The 17,290-nt window shown below is 39.5% G+C and carries 13 protein-coding genes; 4 read left to right on the top strand and 9 right to left on the bottom strand.

Annotated elements, in window-relative coordinates:
* Window positions 1-75: 75 nt before the first annotated feature.
* The 5 genes from ACM0OY_RS26830 to argC all read right to left on the bottom strand — a co-directional run bounded on the left by ACM0OY_RS26830 (window position 76) and on the right by argC (window position 7,051).
* Complete coding sequence (locus tag ACM0OY_RS26830; protein ID WP_414571837.1) at window positions 76-1,107, bottom strand: hypothetical protein; 1,032 nt, start codon at window positions 1,105-1,107, stop codon at window positions 76-78.
* A gap of 219 nt (window positions 1,108-1,326) precedes the next feature.
* Window positions 1,327-1,938 carry a hypothetical protein gene (locus tag ACM0OY_RS26825; RefSeq protein ID WP_414571836.1) on the bottom strand — a complete coding sequence of 204 codons (612 nt, stop codon included), beginning with the start codon at window positions 1,936-1,938 and terminating at the stop codon, window positions 1,327-1,329.
* Between the two features lie 490 nt (window positions 1,939-2,428).
* A complete protein-coding gene (locus ACM0OY_RS26820) occupies window positions 2,429-3,487 on the bottom strand; it encodes an ABC transporter permease (RefSeq protein ID WP_414571835.1) in 1,059 nt (352 codons plus the stop codon).
* 156 nt (window positions 3,488-3,643) lie between these two features.
* Window positions 3,644-5,437, bottom strand: a complete 1,794-nt coding sequence (locus ACM0OY_RS26815) for an ABC transporter substrate-binding protein (RefSeq protein WP_414571834.1) — start codon at window positions 5,435-5,437, stop codon at window positions 3,644-3,646.
* Window positions 5,438-6,076: 639 nt separating this feature from the next.
* Window positions 6,077-7,051: an N-acetyl-gamma-glutamyl-phosphate reductase gene (argC, locus tag ACM0OY_RS26810; RefSeq protein ID WP_414571833.1), complete on the bottom strand. Its 975-nt coding sequence runs from the start codon at window positions 7,049-7,051 to the stop codon at window positions 6,077-6,079.
* 550 nt (window positions 7,052-7,601) lie between these two features.
* Here argC and ACM0OY_RS26805 point away from each other — a divergent pair.
* Window positions 7,602-8,864, top strand: coding sequence for an MFS transporter (locus ACM0OY_RS26805; protein ID WP_414571832.1), 1,263 nt, complete (start codon window positions 7,602-7,604; stop codon window positions 8,862-8,864).
* Between the two features lie 141 nt (window positions 8,865-9,005).
* Here ACM0OY_RS26805 and glpK read toward each other — a convergent pair whose 3' ends face one another.
* Window positions 9,006-10,535, bottom strand: coding sequence for a glycerol kinase GlpK (gene glpK / locus ACM0OY_RS26800; protein ID WP_414571831.1), 1,530 nt, complete (start codon window positions 10,533-10,535; stop codon window positions 9,006-9,008).
* Window positions 10,536-10,846: 311 nt separating this feature from the next.
* On the opposite strand from glpK, the gene ACM0OY_RS26795 reads away from it, so the two are divergent.
* Window positions 10,847-11,839: a hypothetical protein gene (locus ACM0OY_RS26795; protein ID WP_414571830.1), complete on the top strand. Its 993-nt coding sequence runs from the start codon at window positions 10,847-10,849 to the stop codon at window positions 11,837-11,839.
* A gap of 136 nt (window positions 11,840-11,975) precedes the next feature.
* Here the strand turns inward: ACM0OY_RS26795 and ACM0OY_RS26790 are convergent, their stop codons facing one another.
* The gene (locus ACM0OY_RS26790; protein ID WP_414571829.1) at window positions 11,976-13,148 is read right to left on the bottom strand and encodes a PAS domain S-box protein; all 1,173 of its coding nucleotides are present in this window, start codon (window positions 13,146-13,148) and stop codon (window positions 11,976-11,978) included.
* 1,204 nt (window positions 13,149-14,352) lie between these two features.
* Between ACM0OY_RS26790 and ACM0OY_RS26785 the strand changes: the two genes are divergently transcribed.
* Window positions 14,353-15,096, top strand: a complete 744-nt coding sequence (locus ACM0OY_RS26785) for a hypothetical protein (RefSeq protein WP_414571828.1) — start codon at window positions 14,353-14,355, stop codon at window positions 15,094-15,096.
* Between the two features lie 203 nt (window positions 15,097-15,299).
* On the top strand, window positions 15,300-15,422 hold the full coding sequence (locus ACM0OY_RS26780) for a hypothetical protein (RefSeq protein WP_414571827.1): 123 nt from the start codon (window positions 15,300-15,302) through the stop codon (window positions 15,420-15,422).
* Between the two features lie 382 nt (window positions 15,423-15,804).
* Here ACM0OY_RS26780 and ACM0OY_RS26775 read toward each other — a convergent pair whose 3' ends face one another.
* Window positions 15,805-16,512 carry an actin-binding WH2 domain-containing protein gene (locus tag ACM0OY_RS26775; RefSeq protein WP_414571826.1) on the bottom strand — a complete coding sequence of 236 codons (708 nt, stop codon included), beginning with the start codon at window positions 16,510-16,512 and terminating at the stop codon, window positions 15,805-15,807.
* Between the two features lie 48 nt (window positions 16,513-16,560).
* The gene (locus ACM0OY_RS26770) at window positions 16,561-17,268 is read right to left on the bottom strand and encodes an actin-binding WH2 domain-containing protein (RefSeq protein WP_414571825.1); all 708 of its coding nucleotides are present in this window, start codon (window positions 17,266-17,268) and stop codon (window positions 16,561-16,563) included.
* Window positions 17,269-17,290 lie beyond the last annotated feature (22 nt).

Here is a 17,290-nt window from a genome sequence, read left to right as displayed (position 1 = left end):
TCCTAGCTTCCATGCTTTCAAAATGTCCTAACCTGTGTGACTACGGCTATATATTCCTGCTTTCATATCAACACTTCAAGACAATATGAGTCGGTTAAATGTTTGAATACTTGATACATCAAAATCTTCTGTTAACACAAGAAAATCTTGACCTATTCTACCTATAAGGGAGTCAATTAGGTTATTAACATTAGTCTTGATTCCCTGCGAAAATAAATTTAAATTGCTGGTGTCGTTGACGTTTCCAATAGTTGTGTTGCCGCTATCCACTACCCAATTACCATTACCAATAATTGTGTTTCCACTGGTAAAAACCCAGTTACCATTCCCAATAATTGTGTTATTACTACCAAAATCCCAGTTGCCGTTCCCAATGCTTGCGTTGTCACTGCCGAAGTGCCAATTGCCATTTCCTAAGGTTGTGTTATCAGTACCGAAGTGCCAATTGCCATTTCCTAGTGTTGCGTTATTACTTCCATCGTCCCAATACCAGTTGCCATTACCAAGGGTTGTGTTATCGCTTCCAAATAACCAGTTGCCATTACCAATGGTTGTGTTGTCATTATTAAAGTTCCAGTTGCCATTGCCGATGGTTGCGCTATCATCGCCATAATCAGAGTTAAAATTACCAATGGTTGCGTTATTATTACCAAAGTTTGTATTACCATTACCAACAGGTGCATTGTCCTCATTAAACGGTGGATTACCAGCATTAGATGTATTTCCACTGTTACTAAAAGGTATATTATTACCAAGGACTTCTCTTAAGGCATCGAAAGGCGATCGCTCAAGCGGATTTCCACCATTTAAAATGGGATTGCCACCGCTTACAAACGGATTAGTACCTCCTGCCAATGTATTGTCAATGTCCTCAAAAAAATTGTTACCTAGAATTAACTTCAAACGATCGAAAATTAATTGCTGAAGCTTAGTGCCAGCATCGCCAGTAAAGGGGTTGATACCGTCACCTGGAATAGTTCCGTCACCATTATTTACAAACGGATTGTTACCACTTGTAAACAGGCTATCTTCAGCATATAAACTGCCATTAGCAGCACAGGAACTACTGTTATACAGGTTGCTACTACCACCTGGATTAATTGTCATAAACTCTCCTATTTTTTATGCTAATTATCAGTTTATTCAACCCAAAATTTATTTCATTAAAGGCTTTTATCATCTTGATTATGGCCTCAAGCCTTTAATATTAAAAAGTTTCAGTGCATAACATCGCTGATTAGCATAGTATGTACTGAAAAATTATTATTGTTTATTTCCTTGTTTATGATCTACTGATTTATTCAAGGATGATAATTATTGTCGTAATTAAGCGAACGGAATTTGTCCACCGCCAAATGATGGTATTTGCCCACTATTCCCACCACCAAATGATGGAATTTGGCTAGGATCAAATGATGGAATTTGTCCACCATTCCCACCACCAAATGATGGAATTTGGCTAGGATCAAACGATGGAATTTGCCCACCATTACCACCACCAAACGATGGGATTTGGCTAGGATCAAATGATGGGCTTTGTCCATCACCCAGTTCTTCGTCCAGCCTTGAGTTAATCTGTTTGTCGATAGTAGCTCTCAAACTAAACCCGTCTGGTATTTCAGTTGTGCTGATAGTAGTGCTTTGGCTACCAACACCGGTCAAAGGGTCTCTAGTGCCGCCGGAGGCGGATGGATTTACACCGCCTGCAAAAATGTTCCAAAAGTTGTCACCAGCAAAAGGATTGCCATTATAAGGTAGATTATTGCCGCTCCCACCCAATGGATTACCGCTATTCTCTCCATTACCAACACCACTGAATAGATTAGAGAATTCTTCATCACTGAGAACTTCACTCAAGCGACCAAAGGGTGAATTTCTTAATGGATTGTCCCCACCAGTAGAGGAGTTGCTGCTATCACTATTAACTAAATCTGCCATCAGAGCTAATCCTCCTAAATTATTAGCATAAAAATCTTCATAGCGTACAGGAATCTGACTTTAATCTTGCTAAGTTTAGTAAGAATCAAAAGTTTATCAGCAAGCTTTCAATCAAAGTTATTGTTTCAAAAATTTAATGGAATTCACACAGCTATATGAAAGAAAAATTTAAGTTTCTTCCATGATTCTTGTGTTAGCACAATAGTTAGTAGCTCTGGAATTGTTTATCTTGTCAAAACCTAGATAATCAATTTTTAACTAATGCTACTCACATTTACAATCTATGTGATTTAAGTGATAGGGGCAATGAAAAATGTTTTGATAGATTTACCAAACTTGTAGATATTTCTATACGATAAATGAGAAGAATTCGCTAAAAAATTTGTATAATAAAATTAAAATTTTGTTAAACTATGATATTTGTATAAAAAATATTTTGAGAAATTTGTCAAATTTTTAGATATTTATTGTCAAATTTTTAGATCCCTAATTAATCTGCCTTGGTTCCAGGTTCCATGACTTTTATCCGCTGTTCTACCGCCAGACTGATGGCAATAAATAGTACGCTTAATCCCTGAATCGCATAAACTACAGTCACCGGCACTCCTGCACTACGTTGCATTACATTGGCACCACTACGAAGTGCAGCGAAAAATAGGGAAGTCAGCACTACACCGAAAACACTACCACGACTTAAAAAAGCGATCGCAATTGCATCAAATCCATAACCTGGCGAAACTTGCTCAAATAGGCGATATTTCAACCCCATGACTTCAGTTCCACCGGCTAACCCAGCTAAACCACCCGCTAACGCCATCACCAGCATAATGGTGCGTTGTACGGAAATACCAGCATAACGAGCAGCGTTTGGGTTAAATCCCACGGCCGCAATTTGGTATCCTAAAGGCGATCGCACTAACAATACCCACAAAATTCCTGCTGCAATTAACGCCAGCAAAATCCCCACATGGGCAAGACTCCCCGGTAAAATAATCGGTAACTGAGCAGATTTAGCAATTAACGGCGAATAAGGACTAGGCGCCGCCGGTGCTTTCAGAGGATTTTGCACCAAATAGCTAACTAAATTTACTGCAATATAATTCAACAACAACGTAGTGATTACCTCATTCACTCCCCGCACTGCTTTGAGGTAACCAGGAATCCAACCCCAAAGTGCACCCAAGAGAAATCCTGCTAACAACGCCAGCGGGATGTGAATTAAACTCGGTAATCCTTGCACATATAACCCAATCAAAGTACTTCCCAAAGCACCCAAATAAATTTGTCCTTCGCCACCGATATTAAATTGACCGGCACGCAACGCCACCAATACACCTAAACTGGTGAATAATAACGGCGTCATTTTGGTAAGAGTATTGCCCAATCCAAAGTAGGTAGAAAGGGATTCTTGAAATAAAGCTGCGTATGCCACGATGGGGTTTGCGCCAGCCAGCAAAATCAGGATTGCACCGACAAGCAAGGCAGATGCGATCGCGATCGATGGCGATAAGATTGGTAACAAGCGTTGAGTGGGATTTCTTGTAATCATGATGTTCCGCCACACTCCAATAACAATACCTTAGACTTCTTGCACAAGTGACGAAAAGGCTAAGCTTCAGAAGGGAAAAGGTAAGGAGTAAAACCAGATTTCTCACAAGACCTGAGAAAAGAGGGGTCATTGAGCAATTAAGACTGTTTACCCAGTTCAAGAGCCAGTATCTATGATTTGCCATTCGTCGATGTTCCATAACACAGAGGCTAAACTAGAGTATTTGATAGGATCGATGCGATTCCGGACTGCATTAAAAGATATGGGATTCACTAAAAAAAATACTGGTAGCTGTTCGGCAACTATTTCTTGAAATCTGCCATAAATCGCCCGGCGCTTTTGCTCATCTAGTTCTTGAACTCCCGCGTTGAATAGACTATCAATTTCTTGTTCCCAATCAGAAACGACCCATCCTTGTATTGGAGATGCACCTGGTTGCGGTCCTTGGTTGAATTGATGAAAAGAGCCACGACTAGACCAAAATAGATACAGGAGGTGAGGTTCTAAATCTGCACCACTAGTACCAAATGCTCCTACGTAACAATCCCAATCACGCCGAGATAGCAGCCTTTGTAACACAACATTAAAGTTAATTACCTGCAAATTTGCTTTAATTCCAATCTGGCTGAGGTCTTGTTGGATTTGAACAGCTGCATCTATCCTCGATCGGTCTTCAGATTTCACTAACAGTTCAAATTCAACCCGATTCCCATCTTTATCCAGCAGTTCTTTTTGGGAATTGTATTTGAAACCTGCTGCTTTCAGTATTTGCCTAGCCCGATTGGGATTGTAATCGTAAACTTTTAACCCCGATCGCAAAGATAAATAATAAGGACTTTGAACACCAATTGGTGAATGTTGAACTTCGCCTAATCCTCGATAGATATTAGTTTTAATGGTGTTGCGGTCAATGGCATAGGCCACCGCTTGTCTAAAAGCCAAATTATTAAACCACCGCGATTTGATTGGGTCTACAAAAGGTTTTCCTTGAGCATTACGCGCTTGATTGAGATTGAATCCGACAAAGGAAAAACCATTAGTAGGTCCGCCGTTATAAATAGTATATTTTCCGCGCTTTTCTCCTCGCTTCAACAACCCAAAATCTGATGGTGTTACATTTATACTATCTAATTCCCCAGAACGAAATCTCAATAATTGATTGTCAGTCGAAGAAATAATTTGCCAGATGATGCGTTCAATATAAGGTTGAGAATTCCCTTGTGCGTCTTTGCGCCAATAATAAGGGTTGCGTCGGAATATTACTCGTTCGGAAGGAGTATAGCTTTCAATTTTATAAGGCCCATTACAGATAATTTTTTGCACATCTGTATTAGTTCCCCACATATACATAAATTGAGGATTGCCTTGAGCATCATTAGAGAACACAGAGGAACGCAAAGCATGGGCAGGTAAAATTACTAATCTTTCTGTATATCTCAAAAAAGGGGCAAAAGGTGCTGGTAAAGTAAACTCAACTGTGAGTTGATCGAGCTTTTTTACTGATGGAAAAGCTTCTGTATTTGCAATCCGAAGTAAATCTTTATATGTATTGGGAATTTTTGGATTTAAATAAATGTCTCGATAGCTAAAGACAACATCATCTGCTGTTAGTGGTTCACCATCTGACCACCTGAGGTTTTTTCTGAGGCTAAAAGTAATACGTTTTCGATCTGGTGAGATTGACCAAGATTCTGCTAGTGCTGGTTCCAACTTAGCAGTCACCGGATTTTCATCGACTAATCCTTTATAGATGAAGGAAAAAACACTATAGGGAGAGTCATTAATGGCATAGTTAAAAGTAGCTGGTTCATTCAGAGAAACTAGAACTAGTTGAGATACTTGAGCTGCTTTAGTTTGAAACTTGCTTGGCTGACAACCGACGATAATTAAAAAACAAGCGAACACTAAGGCAATTAACCGCTTTGGATGTCGAAGAATATGGAATAGCATCAGGGATCGGGTTAATAGGACTAAACACATAGCTGACTATATTTAATATTATGGGTTTAGTCCGCTTCCAATCGGATAATATTGCCAAATCAACCTCAGATTGGTTTATTAATATTTTCAAAAAAACACCTGCCAAACTTTCTAGAAAGTTTGGCAGGTGGACATTTAAAACCTCTAGGTATTTAAAAAGGCAACAAAGTCCTGAATCTGTTTGATAAACCCTTGATTGAATCGGTTCAAAAGCGCAATCAAGGATTTGAACACTATGTAATTGAGTTACTCCAAGAACTCAAAGAAAAAGCAAAATAATCCCAATGGGTATGGGGAAGAGGCAGAGCATAGGTGTCAACTTAACGTGAAAGCCTAGCCTGATAAGCATTTGAACATTTGTCGATGTACCACCTAGATTTTCGATCCCCCCTAACCCCCCTTTTTAAGAGGGGGGAACTAGAATCTTGTGCCCCCTTTTTAAGGGGGTTGGGGGATCTAAAACGAGGTAAAATTGCGTGTTTGAGCTTAAGTTCACACCAATGGAGGCAGAGGGGCAAGGAGAAGAGGGCAAAAGGGAGAATGAAAAATTACCTCTTTCCCCTCTGCTCCCTGCTCTCGTGCCTTCAGAACCTCCCCACTCCCCAATCGTCATGACAATCCCAACTCTTCTGGAAAGCCCAACATGATATTGAGATTTTGGACTGCGGCTCCGGATGCGCCTTTGCCTAAGTTGTCAAGACGAGCAACTAGCAGCGCTTCTTTGGTAGCGTCATTGGCGAAGACAAAAACCTGAACAAAGTTGGTGTCGTTCATTGCTTTGGCATCTAGAAATGTTCCGTCTCTGAGCAGCGTCGGTTCTCCCAATGGTGCAACTTGGACAAACTTTTCACTTTGGTAGTAATCAGCGATCGCTTCATAGATTACCTCACCTGATGGTGGATTGTCCAAAATCCCTAACGGCAAAGGCACTTGTACTAACATCCCCTGCTCAAAATCCCCCACTGAGGGTACAAACAGCGGCGGCGATGCTAACCCCGAAAAGTAATGCATTTCCTTAACGTGCTTATGCCCAAACTGCAAACCATAGATGCCATAGGGATAAAGCGACTCTCCCCCGGCTTGCTGTTGGTGGAAAGTATCGTACTTTTGAATCAGATTCTTGCCGCCACCAGAGTAACCTGACACTGCATTCACGGTGATGGGAAAGTCAGTCTTTAAAATTCCTTTGACAATCAACGGACGAATACAAGCCAAAAATCCCGTAGGATAACAACCGGGATTACTCACAAACTGGGCGCTGGCGATTTTGTCTCGCTGTCCTGGATTGATTTCGGGAAAGCCGTATACCCAACCTTCAGCTGTGCGATGGGCACTACTGGCATCAAGAATTTTAACGTTATTATTAATGACTAAGCTTACAGCTTCACGGGCGGCGTCATCAGGCAGGCAGAGAATGACAACATCCACGGCATTAAGCAGTTTAGCTCGCTCAGTTGCATCTTTTCGTTTAGATGCGTCAATGCTAACTAACTCGATGTCATCCCGTTGGTTGAGGCGTGAGTAAATTTGTAAGCCTGTGGTTCCTGATTCTCCATCAATGAAAATCTTTGGTTTAGTAGTCATACGCTCACCATCTTAACTTTATATATCATCTGGTATTTTCAAACAGCTATAGTAATCCGCTTTGATTTTTGAACTTAGTTGGCTTAGCAGGCAATAGGCAACAGCAAAGAAGGCTTTTTGAGCTGAGGCGAGTTTTTTCACGCAATCAAATAAGAGCGCTATATCAGTTATTAAAGTTTAAGACGGGGATTTAGACCCCAAATCAAACTTACCATGCAATAGTTGTGGAAAACTCTGATTTCCAACTGTTTACTGTTCATTTTCTAGATAATCTTCACAAGGCTTTAAATCTCTCTTACTTTATCCATAAATCTGCGTCAGCGCCGTTTACAGTATTTATTCCTATTTGTTGAAGCGTAAATTGCCAAAAAAATATTGCAGAACCATAGTTAGAAATTTTTGACAAAAAATATTTTCCAACTGTGATTTAAGTGCGGCATCTGGGAACAATTGATGGAATTCAGGTTTTGTTCGGTACTTAACACTTACTAAGTGCCTAAAAAAGAACATCAACCTGTTGAAAATGCTGCCCAAATTTCCGCATATAAAAATGCTTAATTCTAAAATTCAAAAAGACCTTCGTCATAACTTTACTGTCAATGTTATTGAAAGTGGATTTTTTGGTTTAGGGACTGGTTTTGCATCGTATATCACGATTATTCCTCTATTTGTTAGCGGTTTGACCGATTCTGCATTGCTCATCGGTCTGATACCAGCTATTCCGCGTTTAGGTTGGCAACTACCTCAGCTCTTAACTGCTGATAAAGTAGCTCGACTACACTATTACAAATCAACTGTAATGTGGCTGACAATTCACCAAAAACTTCCTTTTTTGGGATTAGCCCTGGTTGCTTTGTTACAGCTACAACTCAATAGCCAAACTATCTTAGAGTTAACATTTGCCATACTCATTTGGCAGGGGCTGGGCACTGGACTTGGTGCTACTGCTTGGCAAAGCATGGTTGCTAAAATTGTTCCCTCCGGAAAGCTGGGCATTTTTTACGGTGCCTTAGGGGCGTCTGCTAATTTGATGAGCATTTGTGGTGCCTTGATAGCTGGTTTATTGCTCAAGCAAATTGCCCAACCATTTAATTTTGCTCTCTGTTTTTTGTGTGCCAGTTTTGCAATGGCTTTCTCTTGGTTTTTTATGTCTAGGACGCGGGAACCAGTAAGCAACCCATCATCTCACATTGAAAGTAGACGTGAATTTTGGGGCAGTCTGAGTGTGATTCTTCGGGGAGATAAGAATTTCCGGTACTTTGTGATTGCACGTATGCTTTCACAATTAGCACTGATGCCACTGCCCTTCTATACACTCTATGCCGTACATCAATATGGGATGGGAGAAGCATCAGTTGGGTTAATTACTGGTGTGCTGATGCTAACGCAAACTATTGCTGGACTGGTTTTGGGTTGGATAGGCGATCGCTGGGGTAACAAGTTAGCTTTGCAGATTGGTTGTATTGCCTGTGCGCTCAGTTCGGCTGTAGCTGGGCTAGCACCAAATGTAAACTGGTTTTACTTGGTGTTTATCGGAGCGGGAATAGGTTCGATGGGTCTGCAAAATATTGCTGCGGTAATGACTTTAGAGTTTGGTAACGATCGGCAACGACCAGCCTATATTGGTCTTGGCAATACCCTTGTGGCCCCTGCCACTATCATTGCTCCCATATTCGGTGGATGGATAGTAGACAATATTGACTATCAAACTACCTTCTGGGCGGCAGCTATCGGTGGATTACTGACAGCATTGATTTTGCACGTAGGAGTACGCGATCCACGCTATCTGGAAGAAAATTTTACTAGCCGCTAATATGGGGGTTTCCACATGGGAGAGGTACAGAAAAATAGATCCTCGTAGGGGCCCACAGCTGTGCGCCCCTACCCATGTACCTCATTCAAATGAGAATTGCTATAATTCTGAATTCTGACTCCTGAATTCTGCTGTCAGCATCTAATCCATCCAAGCGAGAGTACGTTTCACTGCTTTTTGCCAAGTAGCAAAATTCGATAAATCGCCCTTTGGCTCAAACACGCGCTCAATCTGCCGTTGCTGCACTAATGCTTCATAGTTATCCCAAAATCCCACGACTAAACCTGCTGCGAATGCTGCACCCTGAACGGTAGTATCACGCATGATCGGACGTTCAATTGGAATACCTAAGACATCCGCCTGAAATTGCATCAAAAAATTATTCTCGCAAGCACCACCATCTACAGTTAATCGCCCAACTGGGTTACTGCTAGATGCATTTATCGCTTGCACTACCTCCACAACTTGGTAAGCGATCGCCTCCAAGACGGCGCGTACTAAATGCTCTGGTTTGACGCTGGCGGTAATGCCGAAAAAGGCTCCCCTCGCGCTCATATCCCAATAAGGTGCTCCCAGTCCACTAAATGCAGGTACAAAATATACACCACCATTATCTGTGACTCGATTTGCCATTGCTTCAGTTTCAGCCGCACTTTTAATCAGCTTCAAGCTATCCCGCAACCATTGGATACAAGCGCCACTAGTAAACATACTGCCTTCTAAGGCATAGCCAATATCGAAAGTTCCGCTTGGAGTCTTTTGTGTCCACGCCACTGTGGAAATCAGTTTTTCGGGCGTAGGCGCAGCCCGTCCTAGACATCGCACAATTTGAGAACCAGTGTGAGCTACCAAAAAGCTACCAGTACCGTAAGTGCATTTCATCAAACCAGGCCGATGGCAGCCATGACCAAACAAAGCAGCTTGCTGATCTCCCAAAATCGCAGTGATGGGAATTTCTGCACCCAACAAATTAGCATCTGTAACTCCGAATACTCCTAAACTAGGCTGAATCTGGGGCAGAATCTGAGCCGGAATTTGGAGCATCTCTAAGAGAGTTTCATCCCACTCACAGGTTTTGAGATTCATTAACATTGTGCGGCTGGCGTTGCTGTGGTCGGTAGCATGGACTTTTGCGCCCGTAAGTTTCCACAGCACCCAAGTATCAATAGTGCCTGCCAAGACATTACTGAGGTCAACATCTGTAAACTTGTCTAATAGCCATCTAAGCTTAGTAGCAGAAAAGTAGGCATCGATGATTAATCCGGTGCGATCGTAAATTTCTGGGGCATAGCCTTCCTGTTGTAACTTCTGACATAGTGGAGCAGTACGCCGATCTTGCCAAACGATCGCTCTATGGAGTGGTTTACCTGTAGTTTTGTCCCAAATCAAACAGGTTTCACGTTGCACAGTTAACCCCAACGCGGCGATCGCTGATGGAGTAATTTTGGCATTGGCAATTGCCGTTCCCATCACCCAACACGTATCCTGCCAGATTTCTTCAGGGTCATGTTCTAACCATCCCGGCTGCGGATAATACTGAGTGAGTTCTTTGTATGCCTGTCCGACAATCTTACCTTGGGCGTTAAACACAAAAGCGCGGTTGCCAGTAGTACCTAAGTCTAGTGCCAAGATGTAGCCCGATGATGGAGTTGTGCTGCCAACTGTGTCCATAAATAGCTGCTTTTAATGATGCCGATCGATATCCGTCAAATCAGATATACATTATTTTGTGTCCACCCGATCAAGTAACTCTACTCTCTACATAGATACCGAATTGACCTTACCCCTACTTTCGTCGAAATTAAATACAAAAAATTGAATTTCTAATCAAAAAAATATGGAAATAGAAACTAAGCAATTGTAGTAATACAACAAGCCTAAATTATTTGTGAACACCTCACATTTCTCTTCCTTTCCTCTATGCGCCTCTGCGTGAGAGTTCACACTCAAAATAGGATAACTTTCTTTAAGGTTCCATCAAAATGAAATTACAAAAATACAACAAATTTGCAACTTTACTAAGCGTAGGATGGATGTTATCTAATTTTGCTGCTGCTTATGCCGCTGATAACTTGCAAATAGCAGATACCTGGAGTAACAATACCAGAAATCCAAATCTTCTGAATCTTGCAGCCAATCCCATACCCCAACCAAAACTAGTTTTTATCGGCACAGAACCATATACAGCCTCAGGCAAAAATTTTCAAAGATATAAATTATCAGTAGCAAACTGGAATGCATTTCCTAACAACTTATTTGCAAAAGCGCCAAATTTACCTCCTTGTGGACAAAACAATAATTCTTCTAGAACTTGGGTAAATATTTATAATGGTCAAACCAACCAAAGGATTTATGGTTTCTGTGCATTTTCTTCTGCTGAAAATTTAAGTTCTCTTTGGTTTGCGGTTGAACAAGGTGAAACACCTCCCCAATCGGTATATATCATTTTAAAAGATAGAAGAACAAACAAAGAATATCGTTCTAACCTCCTGTCATTAACACCAGAGACACAAGCAGTTAAAGAAGACTGTATCGCTTTCAATCCTAATAATACTAGTGTTAATCAAGTGAGCGATCGCTGGAAAATAGTTGAGAACGGCAATCACTGGATGTTTGACTTTGGTAATAAAAAAGATGAAGCGACACGTGCTTTCAAAATTATCAATCACTATGGCATAAACAAATCCTGTTTTGTTGGACGACCACAACCATCCTTGCAATATTTACTGGTAAATAATAGCGCTCCTTCTGGTTCGATACAAGGCGAAGATTGTGTGTCTTTTAATCCTGCCACCACAACTGTTAATCGAATCAATAATAGCTGGAAAATTGTAGACGGTAGTCACTGGATGTTTGATTTTGGTAATAATAAATCTGAAGCAACAACATCATTAGCAATTATCAAAAAATATAACTTTACCCATTCTTGCTTTGTTGGCAGACCCGATCCCAGTTTTACGTACCTGCGCCGATAAAATCACATTCTAGGTTTATAAGCTAATACAATTTAGATAAACCCAAAAGACTCATGTATAGACGCGATAAATCGCGTCTAATTTCATTGCATCATACCAATAGTTTTGTAGTGCCAATTAGCAAAAATATTAATAATTAATCTAAATTTTTCAAAATAATGTGTTTTTTTAAATCAAAATCAATTACACCTTGTTCTTGTAATTTGCCTATTAATCGTGTAATTGTCACCCTCGTAGTACAACAAGCACTAGCAATATCTTCATGAGTTAAACGAACACTTAAGCGAGTTCCTTGCGGTACAGTTTCACCGATTTCTCGTTTCAAAAGTTGTAATAGATAGTGTAAACGTTCTTGTACCCGTCGTCTTCCAGAAATGACTAAAAAAGATTCTGTTTGTTGTAACCGCTGATTAATTTTTGGTAAAAGAGTATGACTCAGAGTTGGGGAAGCTGCTACTTCTGCTGCGTAAATTGACACCAACTCAACATCAGAAAGGGCTACTGCTTGGTAAACGTTTAGAGAAGTCAAACTACTACCAAAAACCATTTCTGCTGTTGCCAATCCTAATAGTACTTCTTCCCCTGTTTCACAGTAAGTACTTAGCTTGACTAAACCTTGACAAACATACCAAATTACTAATGGATTGAGAAGAATAGTTTCTCCTTTAGAATATTTATGCACGGGATGACTGGGAAACAAGTCGCTGCTATTATTCTTGACTACTGCTGATTCTAAAGGCTGACGTTGAGAAATATTACGTACCATCCAGCGCAAATAAGTTGGCTTTCCCTGCGAATTACGGACAACAAGCACCGTCAAAGCTGCATCAAACAATTCGCCGTGACTTTGTTGTAAACGTATTAATAACTCTTTACCTCCGACTGATTGAGATAGTTGGATAAGTTCATGGCGAACCTGTTGACGTTCTTCTAGAGGGACAAAATTAATCATTGGTTTGCCCACCAGAAAATGCTTGGAAACATTAAATAACCTAGCTGCTGTGTAATTAGCTTCTTGAATAATACCTTCTGTATTAGTCACTAAATAGCCGTCTGGTGCCAACTCGAATAAATCTTGGTAGTGTTGGCGTTCTGCTTCTAGCCAATTCCGTGTTTGTATTAGTTCCTCGTTTTGTTGATACAGTTCTTCTGCTGCTAACTGCACTATTTTTGAGGTGTTATAGAGTTCTTTAAAAGCCTGTGGCAGAAGATCTGGTGGAATCCAAGGCAAGACACTAGCAGTTTGGTATAAATCTGCTAAACGCTTGTGCAATACTTCTGCGCGTTGGATAAATTTTTCTATGTTCACCTTAAATTCCCACTACTTACTTGCAGAGGTCGAGCAAAAAAATCTACTAGATAAAGATTTTGATAATTGCAGCATTTATGATTTTGTTGAGTGATAAATTTAAGTTTCATCCAGCTGCAATTGTTGTTCAATGAGATTTATGAGAAAACCTTTAATAAAGGTTTTGGACAATTTATGTCTTAAAATACTAGAGTTCAGTCAGTTTTTGAAATGACACATTTGAAAATTAGGTATAGACATTCAATGTAAATTAAATCTAAAAATATTTAGCGATCGCTAAATATTTTTAGTTTTACCAAGCATAAACTTTTAAACCTATACCTTATCGCATTTTACTAAGTATTACTTCTACCTTTGGTAGGAAAATTCTGTAAACTCAGTTAAATAGTAATTTGTGAATAACCTGATTAGCCAGTCAAAATTATAGCTAGAAGATAAACTAGAACAGAAAATACACTAGGAAAACGTGGATTTTAAACCTTAAGTTATCACTGCTGTTGAATGCGCCTTGTTACTCCTTGAATTATTGGATCTTAATGATAATTGTTTCGATTATTACCAAACTTCCATCACAAGAATCAAGCCACTACTACCAAAGATATATAATCTCAGTTAAGTTTATTTGTGTTCATAGATACGTTTTAGATTAATAAACCCTCAATAGATATGGCTGTTATACAGGTAAACTAAGACTACTGAGGACAAGCAATAGTCGAACTACTATATCTTCAATGAGAAAATAGATTTTATGACTTCACAAAAATTTGTATAGAAAAACACATATAAATTTAACAAATATTCGCCTCTTTAGTTAGAGGATAAATGAACTACTAAACTGGTGTAATTTAACAATGCGTAACAGCTTATCAACGCGCAAGTTATTAGGAGTGATAGATGAGATGTAAATAGTATCAAATCTCGTCACTCCTTTTTATCTTTTTTATTACTCTCATCATATAAAAATTAGAAACCTTGATTTTGAGAAATTTGTATAAATCTAGTACCGCCGTGAATTAAAAATTCAAAATTAATGCAGCGTAAGCGTTTCGTTGATTTGGAATGGTCTGTTTATTTCCGCCGACCTCTAGTAGTAAGATCCCGCAGGCTAACCCAACATCAAAAATAGCTGATTTTGTTAGGGGTTACTAATTACGGAAACTTTGTGATATGGTGTCCTTTTGGACATTTTAACCACAGAAGTTCAATGAGTTATCGCCGTAAATTGCCCAAATATCTGGCATTTTTGTTTTTATCAGTAGTATTAGGTGCTGATTTACCAATTCTTCCAGTTATTGCCCAAACTACTATACAGTCATCTATTGGTAAAGGTGTGACCTTTACATGCAATGACAGTGAGACAACTATCAAAAATAAAAATGGTCCCAGAGTGAGTTTTGGGCAAACAAACATCTACATTGGTTATCAGCAAGTATCATCTCTAAACAAAGACCCTCGCATCATTAGTTTTCAAAATGGTGTGAAAAAATGGTGCCGTAGTGATTACGAAACAACTAATGATGATGGTACAGGCTACGGACTAATTTGGGACGGAGGAAATGTTTTGTATGGCGTTTTTTCATCCACTGGTAGCCAGCCTGGTAATGATTTTCGACGTTTTGCTACTGGTCGTTGGCTAAATAGTTATGGAAGCGGTGGCGGCGCTAAAGTGGCAATCATAGCAAAAATTAATCCAGAAAATGGTAGCGTTTACTATGCCACATTTTTGACTGCGAAAAAGGCTAATGATGGCAAAACTAACTCTTTAGTTGTCACCGGATTATCATGGAATGGTATCAATTTGACTGTGAACGCAGATTCATGGTGGACTCCGCGTCGCGCTAATACAAATCCTATGACTTGTTCTGGTTCATCACCTTATAAGTATACAGGCATATTCACTGGAGATTTAACAAAGGTAAACTCAGCTTCAGCAGTTAACTGTAGTTAAAATATAGGACTATGGTTTGATTTTTGAAATTCTTTGTATGGGGAGGGAATGGGGAATCAGGCTTTTGAAGTTGAGGGCGAGTTTTTTAATCAAATCATAGTCCTATAATTGAAATAATTTTTTAGCGATCGCACTGCATAAAACTTGTATAAGATTTTACAATAAATTAACCAGCTTGATGTTTGGCAGGTAAAAAGACAATTATGAAAATACGAACCGCCTTCTCTACGAGAGGCTTCCGCCAACGCGCAGCGTCTCGTAGAGAAGAACGCAAAGTACGCAAAGGAATAAGATTTTTAGAAAGTTCTTCTGTAAGTGCTAACTAGTTTTCTGGAATTCGCAATCTCGGTGTTGTAGTAATTATCAGAACAACGAACAACTAATATATAACTTCTATAACTAACCTTTGGGTAATATAGCCCACCAAAAACCCGGTCATAACGACTGGGTTTTTGGTTTGAAGATGGTGGCGCTGTTTTTTGAAAACCGAATTCCCAATCCCTAATCCCTAGTCCCCAGTCCCTTTTCTACCGATAAATAAAGACGGGTTGCAACCCGTCTAAATAGCTTGAAAGTGCAAATACACCTTGTATAGTATTGAAATTAACACATTTATTTTTGTAATAGTTGCCAATTTGCCAAGTTATAAAAAGAACAGAGGTTAAATTGCAGCTTGTTAAGCTTTCTACTACAAATTTTGGCGTTACATTAACGGAAACCTAAAATTTCGGAAATCGCGGCTATTATATCAAGATAAAAGTTCCCTTTCACGGCTCGAAATAATTCAAATTTAGAGTCAGGGGCACCAAAAAACGGTCTAAAAAACCATCCTAATTGCATACCGACAAAGGCATAAAGCAATAACCAAAATCTTAAAATCGTGGTACGGGTTGTTTTGCCCACTTCATCTTGTTGAGAAAGTAATTGTATTCCCTCATAAAGAAATTTCACGCCAAAGATGCCTGTGATGCCAAATATTGCTACATTCAACAGTTTGAAAAATTGATAAGAATCAGGGGTAGTGATCAGAAAAAATAGTGTGACTGGTGCGAAGCTGAATAAAAGTACACTAATCACTGATACAGATGTGAGCAAGACAACAAAATGCTGTTGAATACTACTCCGAGAACCAAACAAAACATTAAAAAAGAACAAGGTTGGAAAACAAATTATCAGTGTTAATAAATAAAATGCGGGGAGTTTGATAGCACTGGATAATGCTTGTGCCCAACCGTGGGATGCACCGATAATTGCTCCATAAATGGCAAAGCAAATTGAACTAGATACGAACAGAGAACTGATTTTATTTTCTAATCTTATCCCCAGACGAATTTCTTCTAAAAAGGACTGGCGATCGCGTAGTAAATTCACCAATACATTAAATTGTTTAACGCCGCGAGATTGCTTTTCCAACATAATGCTTTTCTGGTTGATATTTGGTATGGTTACTAATCACGTTATTATCTAATTACGAATTCCCAACAAGTAGCTAATAGCTTGAATCACGCTGAGATAAAAATTACCTTCCCTTTCGCGGAACAATTGAAACGCAGAATCAGGTGTGCCAAAAAATGGTCTGAGAGTCCATCCTAGCTGACTACCGACAAAAGCATAAAGAAATAACCAAAATTGTAAAATTTTCTGGCGTGTTTTGCTACCTTCATTATCCTGTTCTAAAACTAAATTCGTGGCTTGATATAACGAGGAAATACCAATAAATCCAGTCAGCGCAAAAATCAAGACATTTAAGAGAATTAAAAATTGGTAGTTATTGGTAGTTAGCAAGAAAAAGAGGGTAATTGGTGCAAAGCTAAATAAAAGTACACTAGTCACTGAAACGGCGGTCAATACTAATGCTAAATGCTGTCCAAAAGTCCGCTTTGAACCAAAAATAACGTTAGCAAAATACAAAGTTGGGATACAAATCAGCAGTGTAATTAAATAAAGGGCTGGGAGTTTTATCGCAGAAGATAAAGCTTGCATCCAGCTATGATATGCACCGATGATTCCGCCATAAATGGCGAGGAATAAGGAACTACAAACTAGTAGAGAAATGATTTTATTTGGTAATCTTGTACCTTGGCGGACTTCCTCTAAAAATCCTTGGCGATCGCGCAGAAAACCAATTAGTACTGCAAAGTATTTGATTCCTACAGATTCCCGTTCCATCATATTATCCTCACACACATATTAT

It is taken from the genome of Nostoc sp. CCY 9925 (assembly GCF_963920935.1).
Lineage (GTDB): Bacteria > Cyanobacteriota > Cyanobacteriia > Cyanobacteriales > Nostocaceae > Nostoc.
Note: the sequence above shows the minus strand (reverse complement) of the source record. Positions and strands in the feature narration are given on the sequence as shown.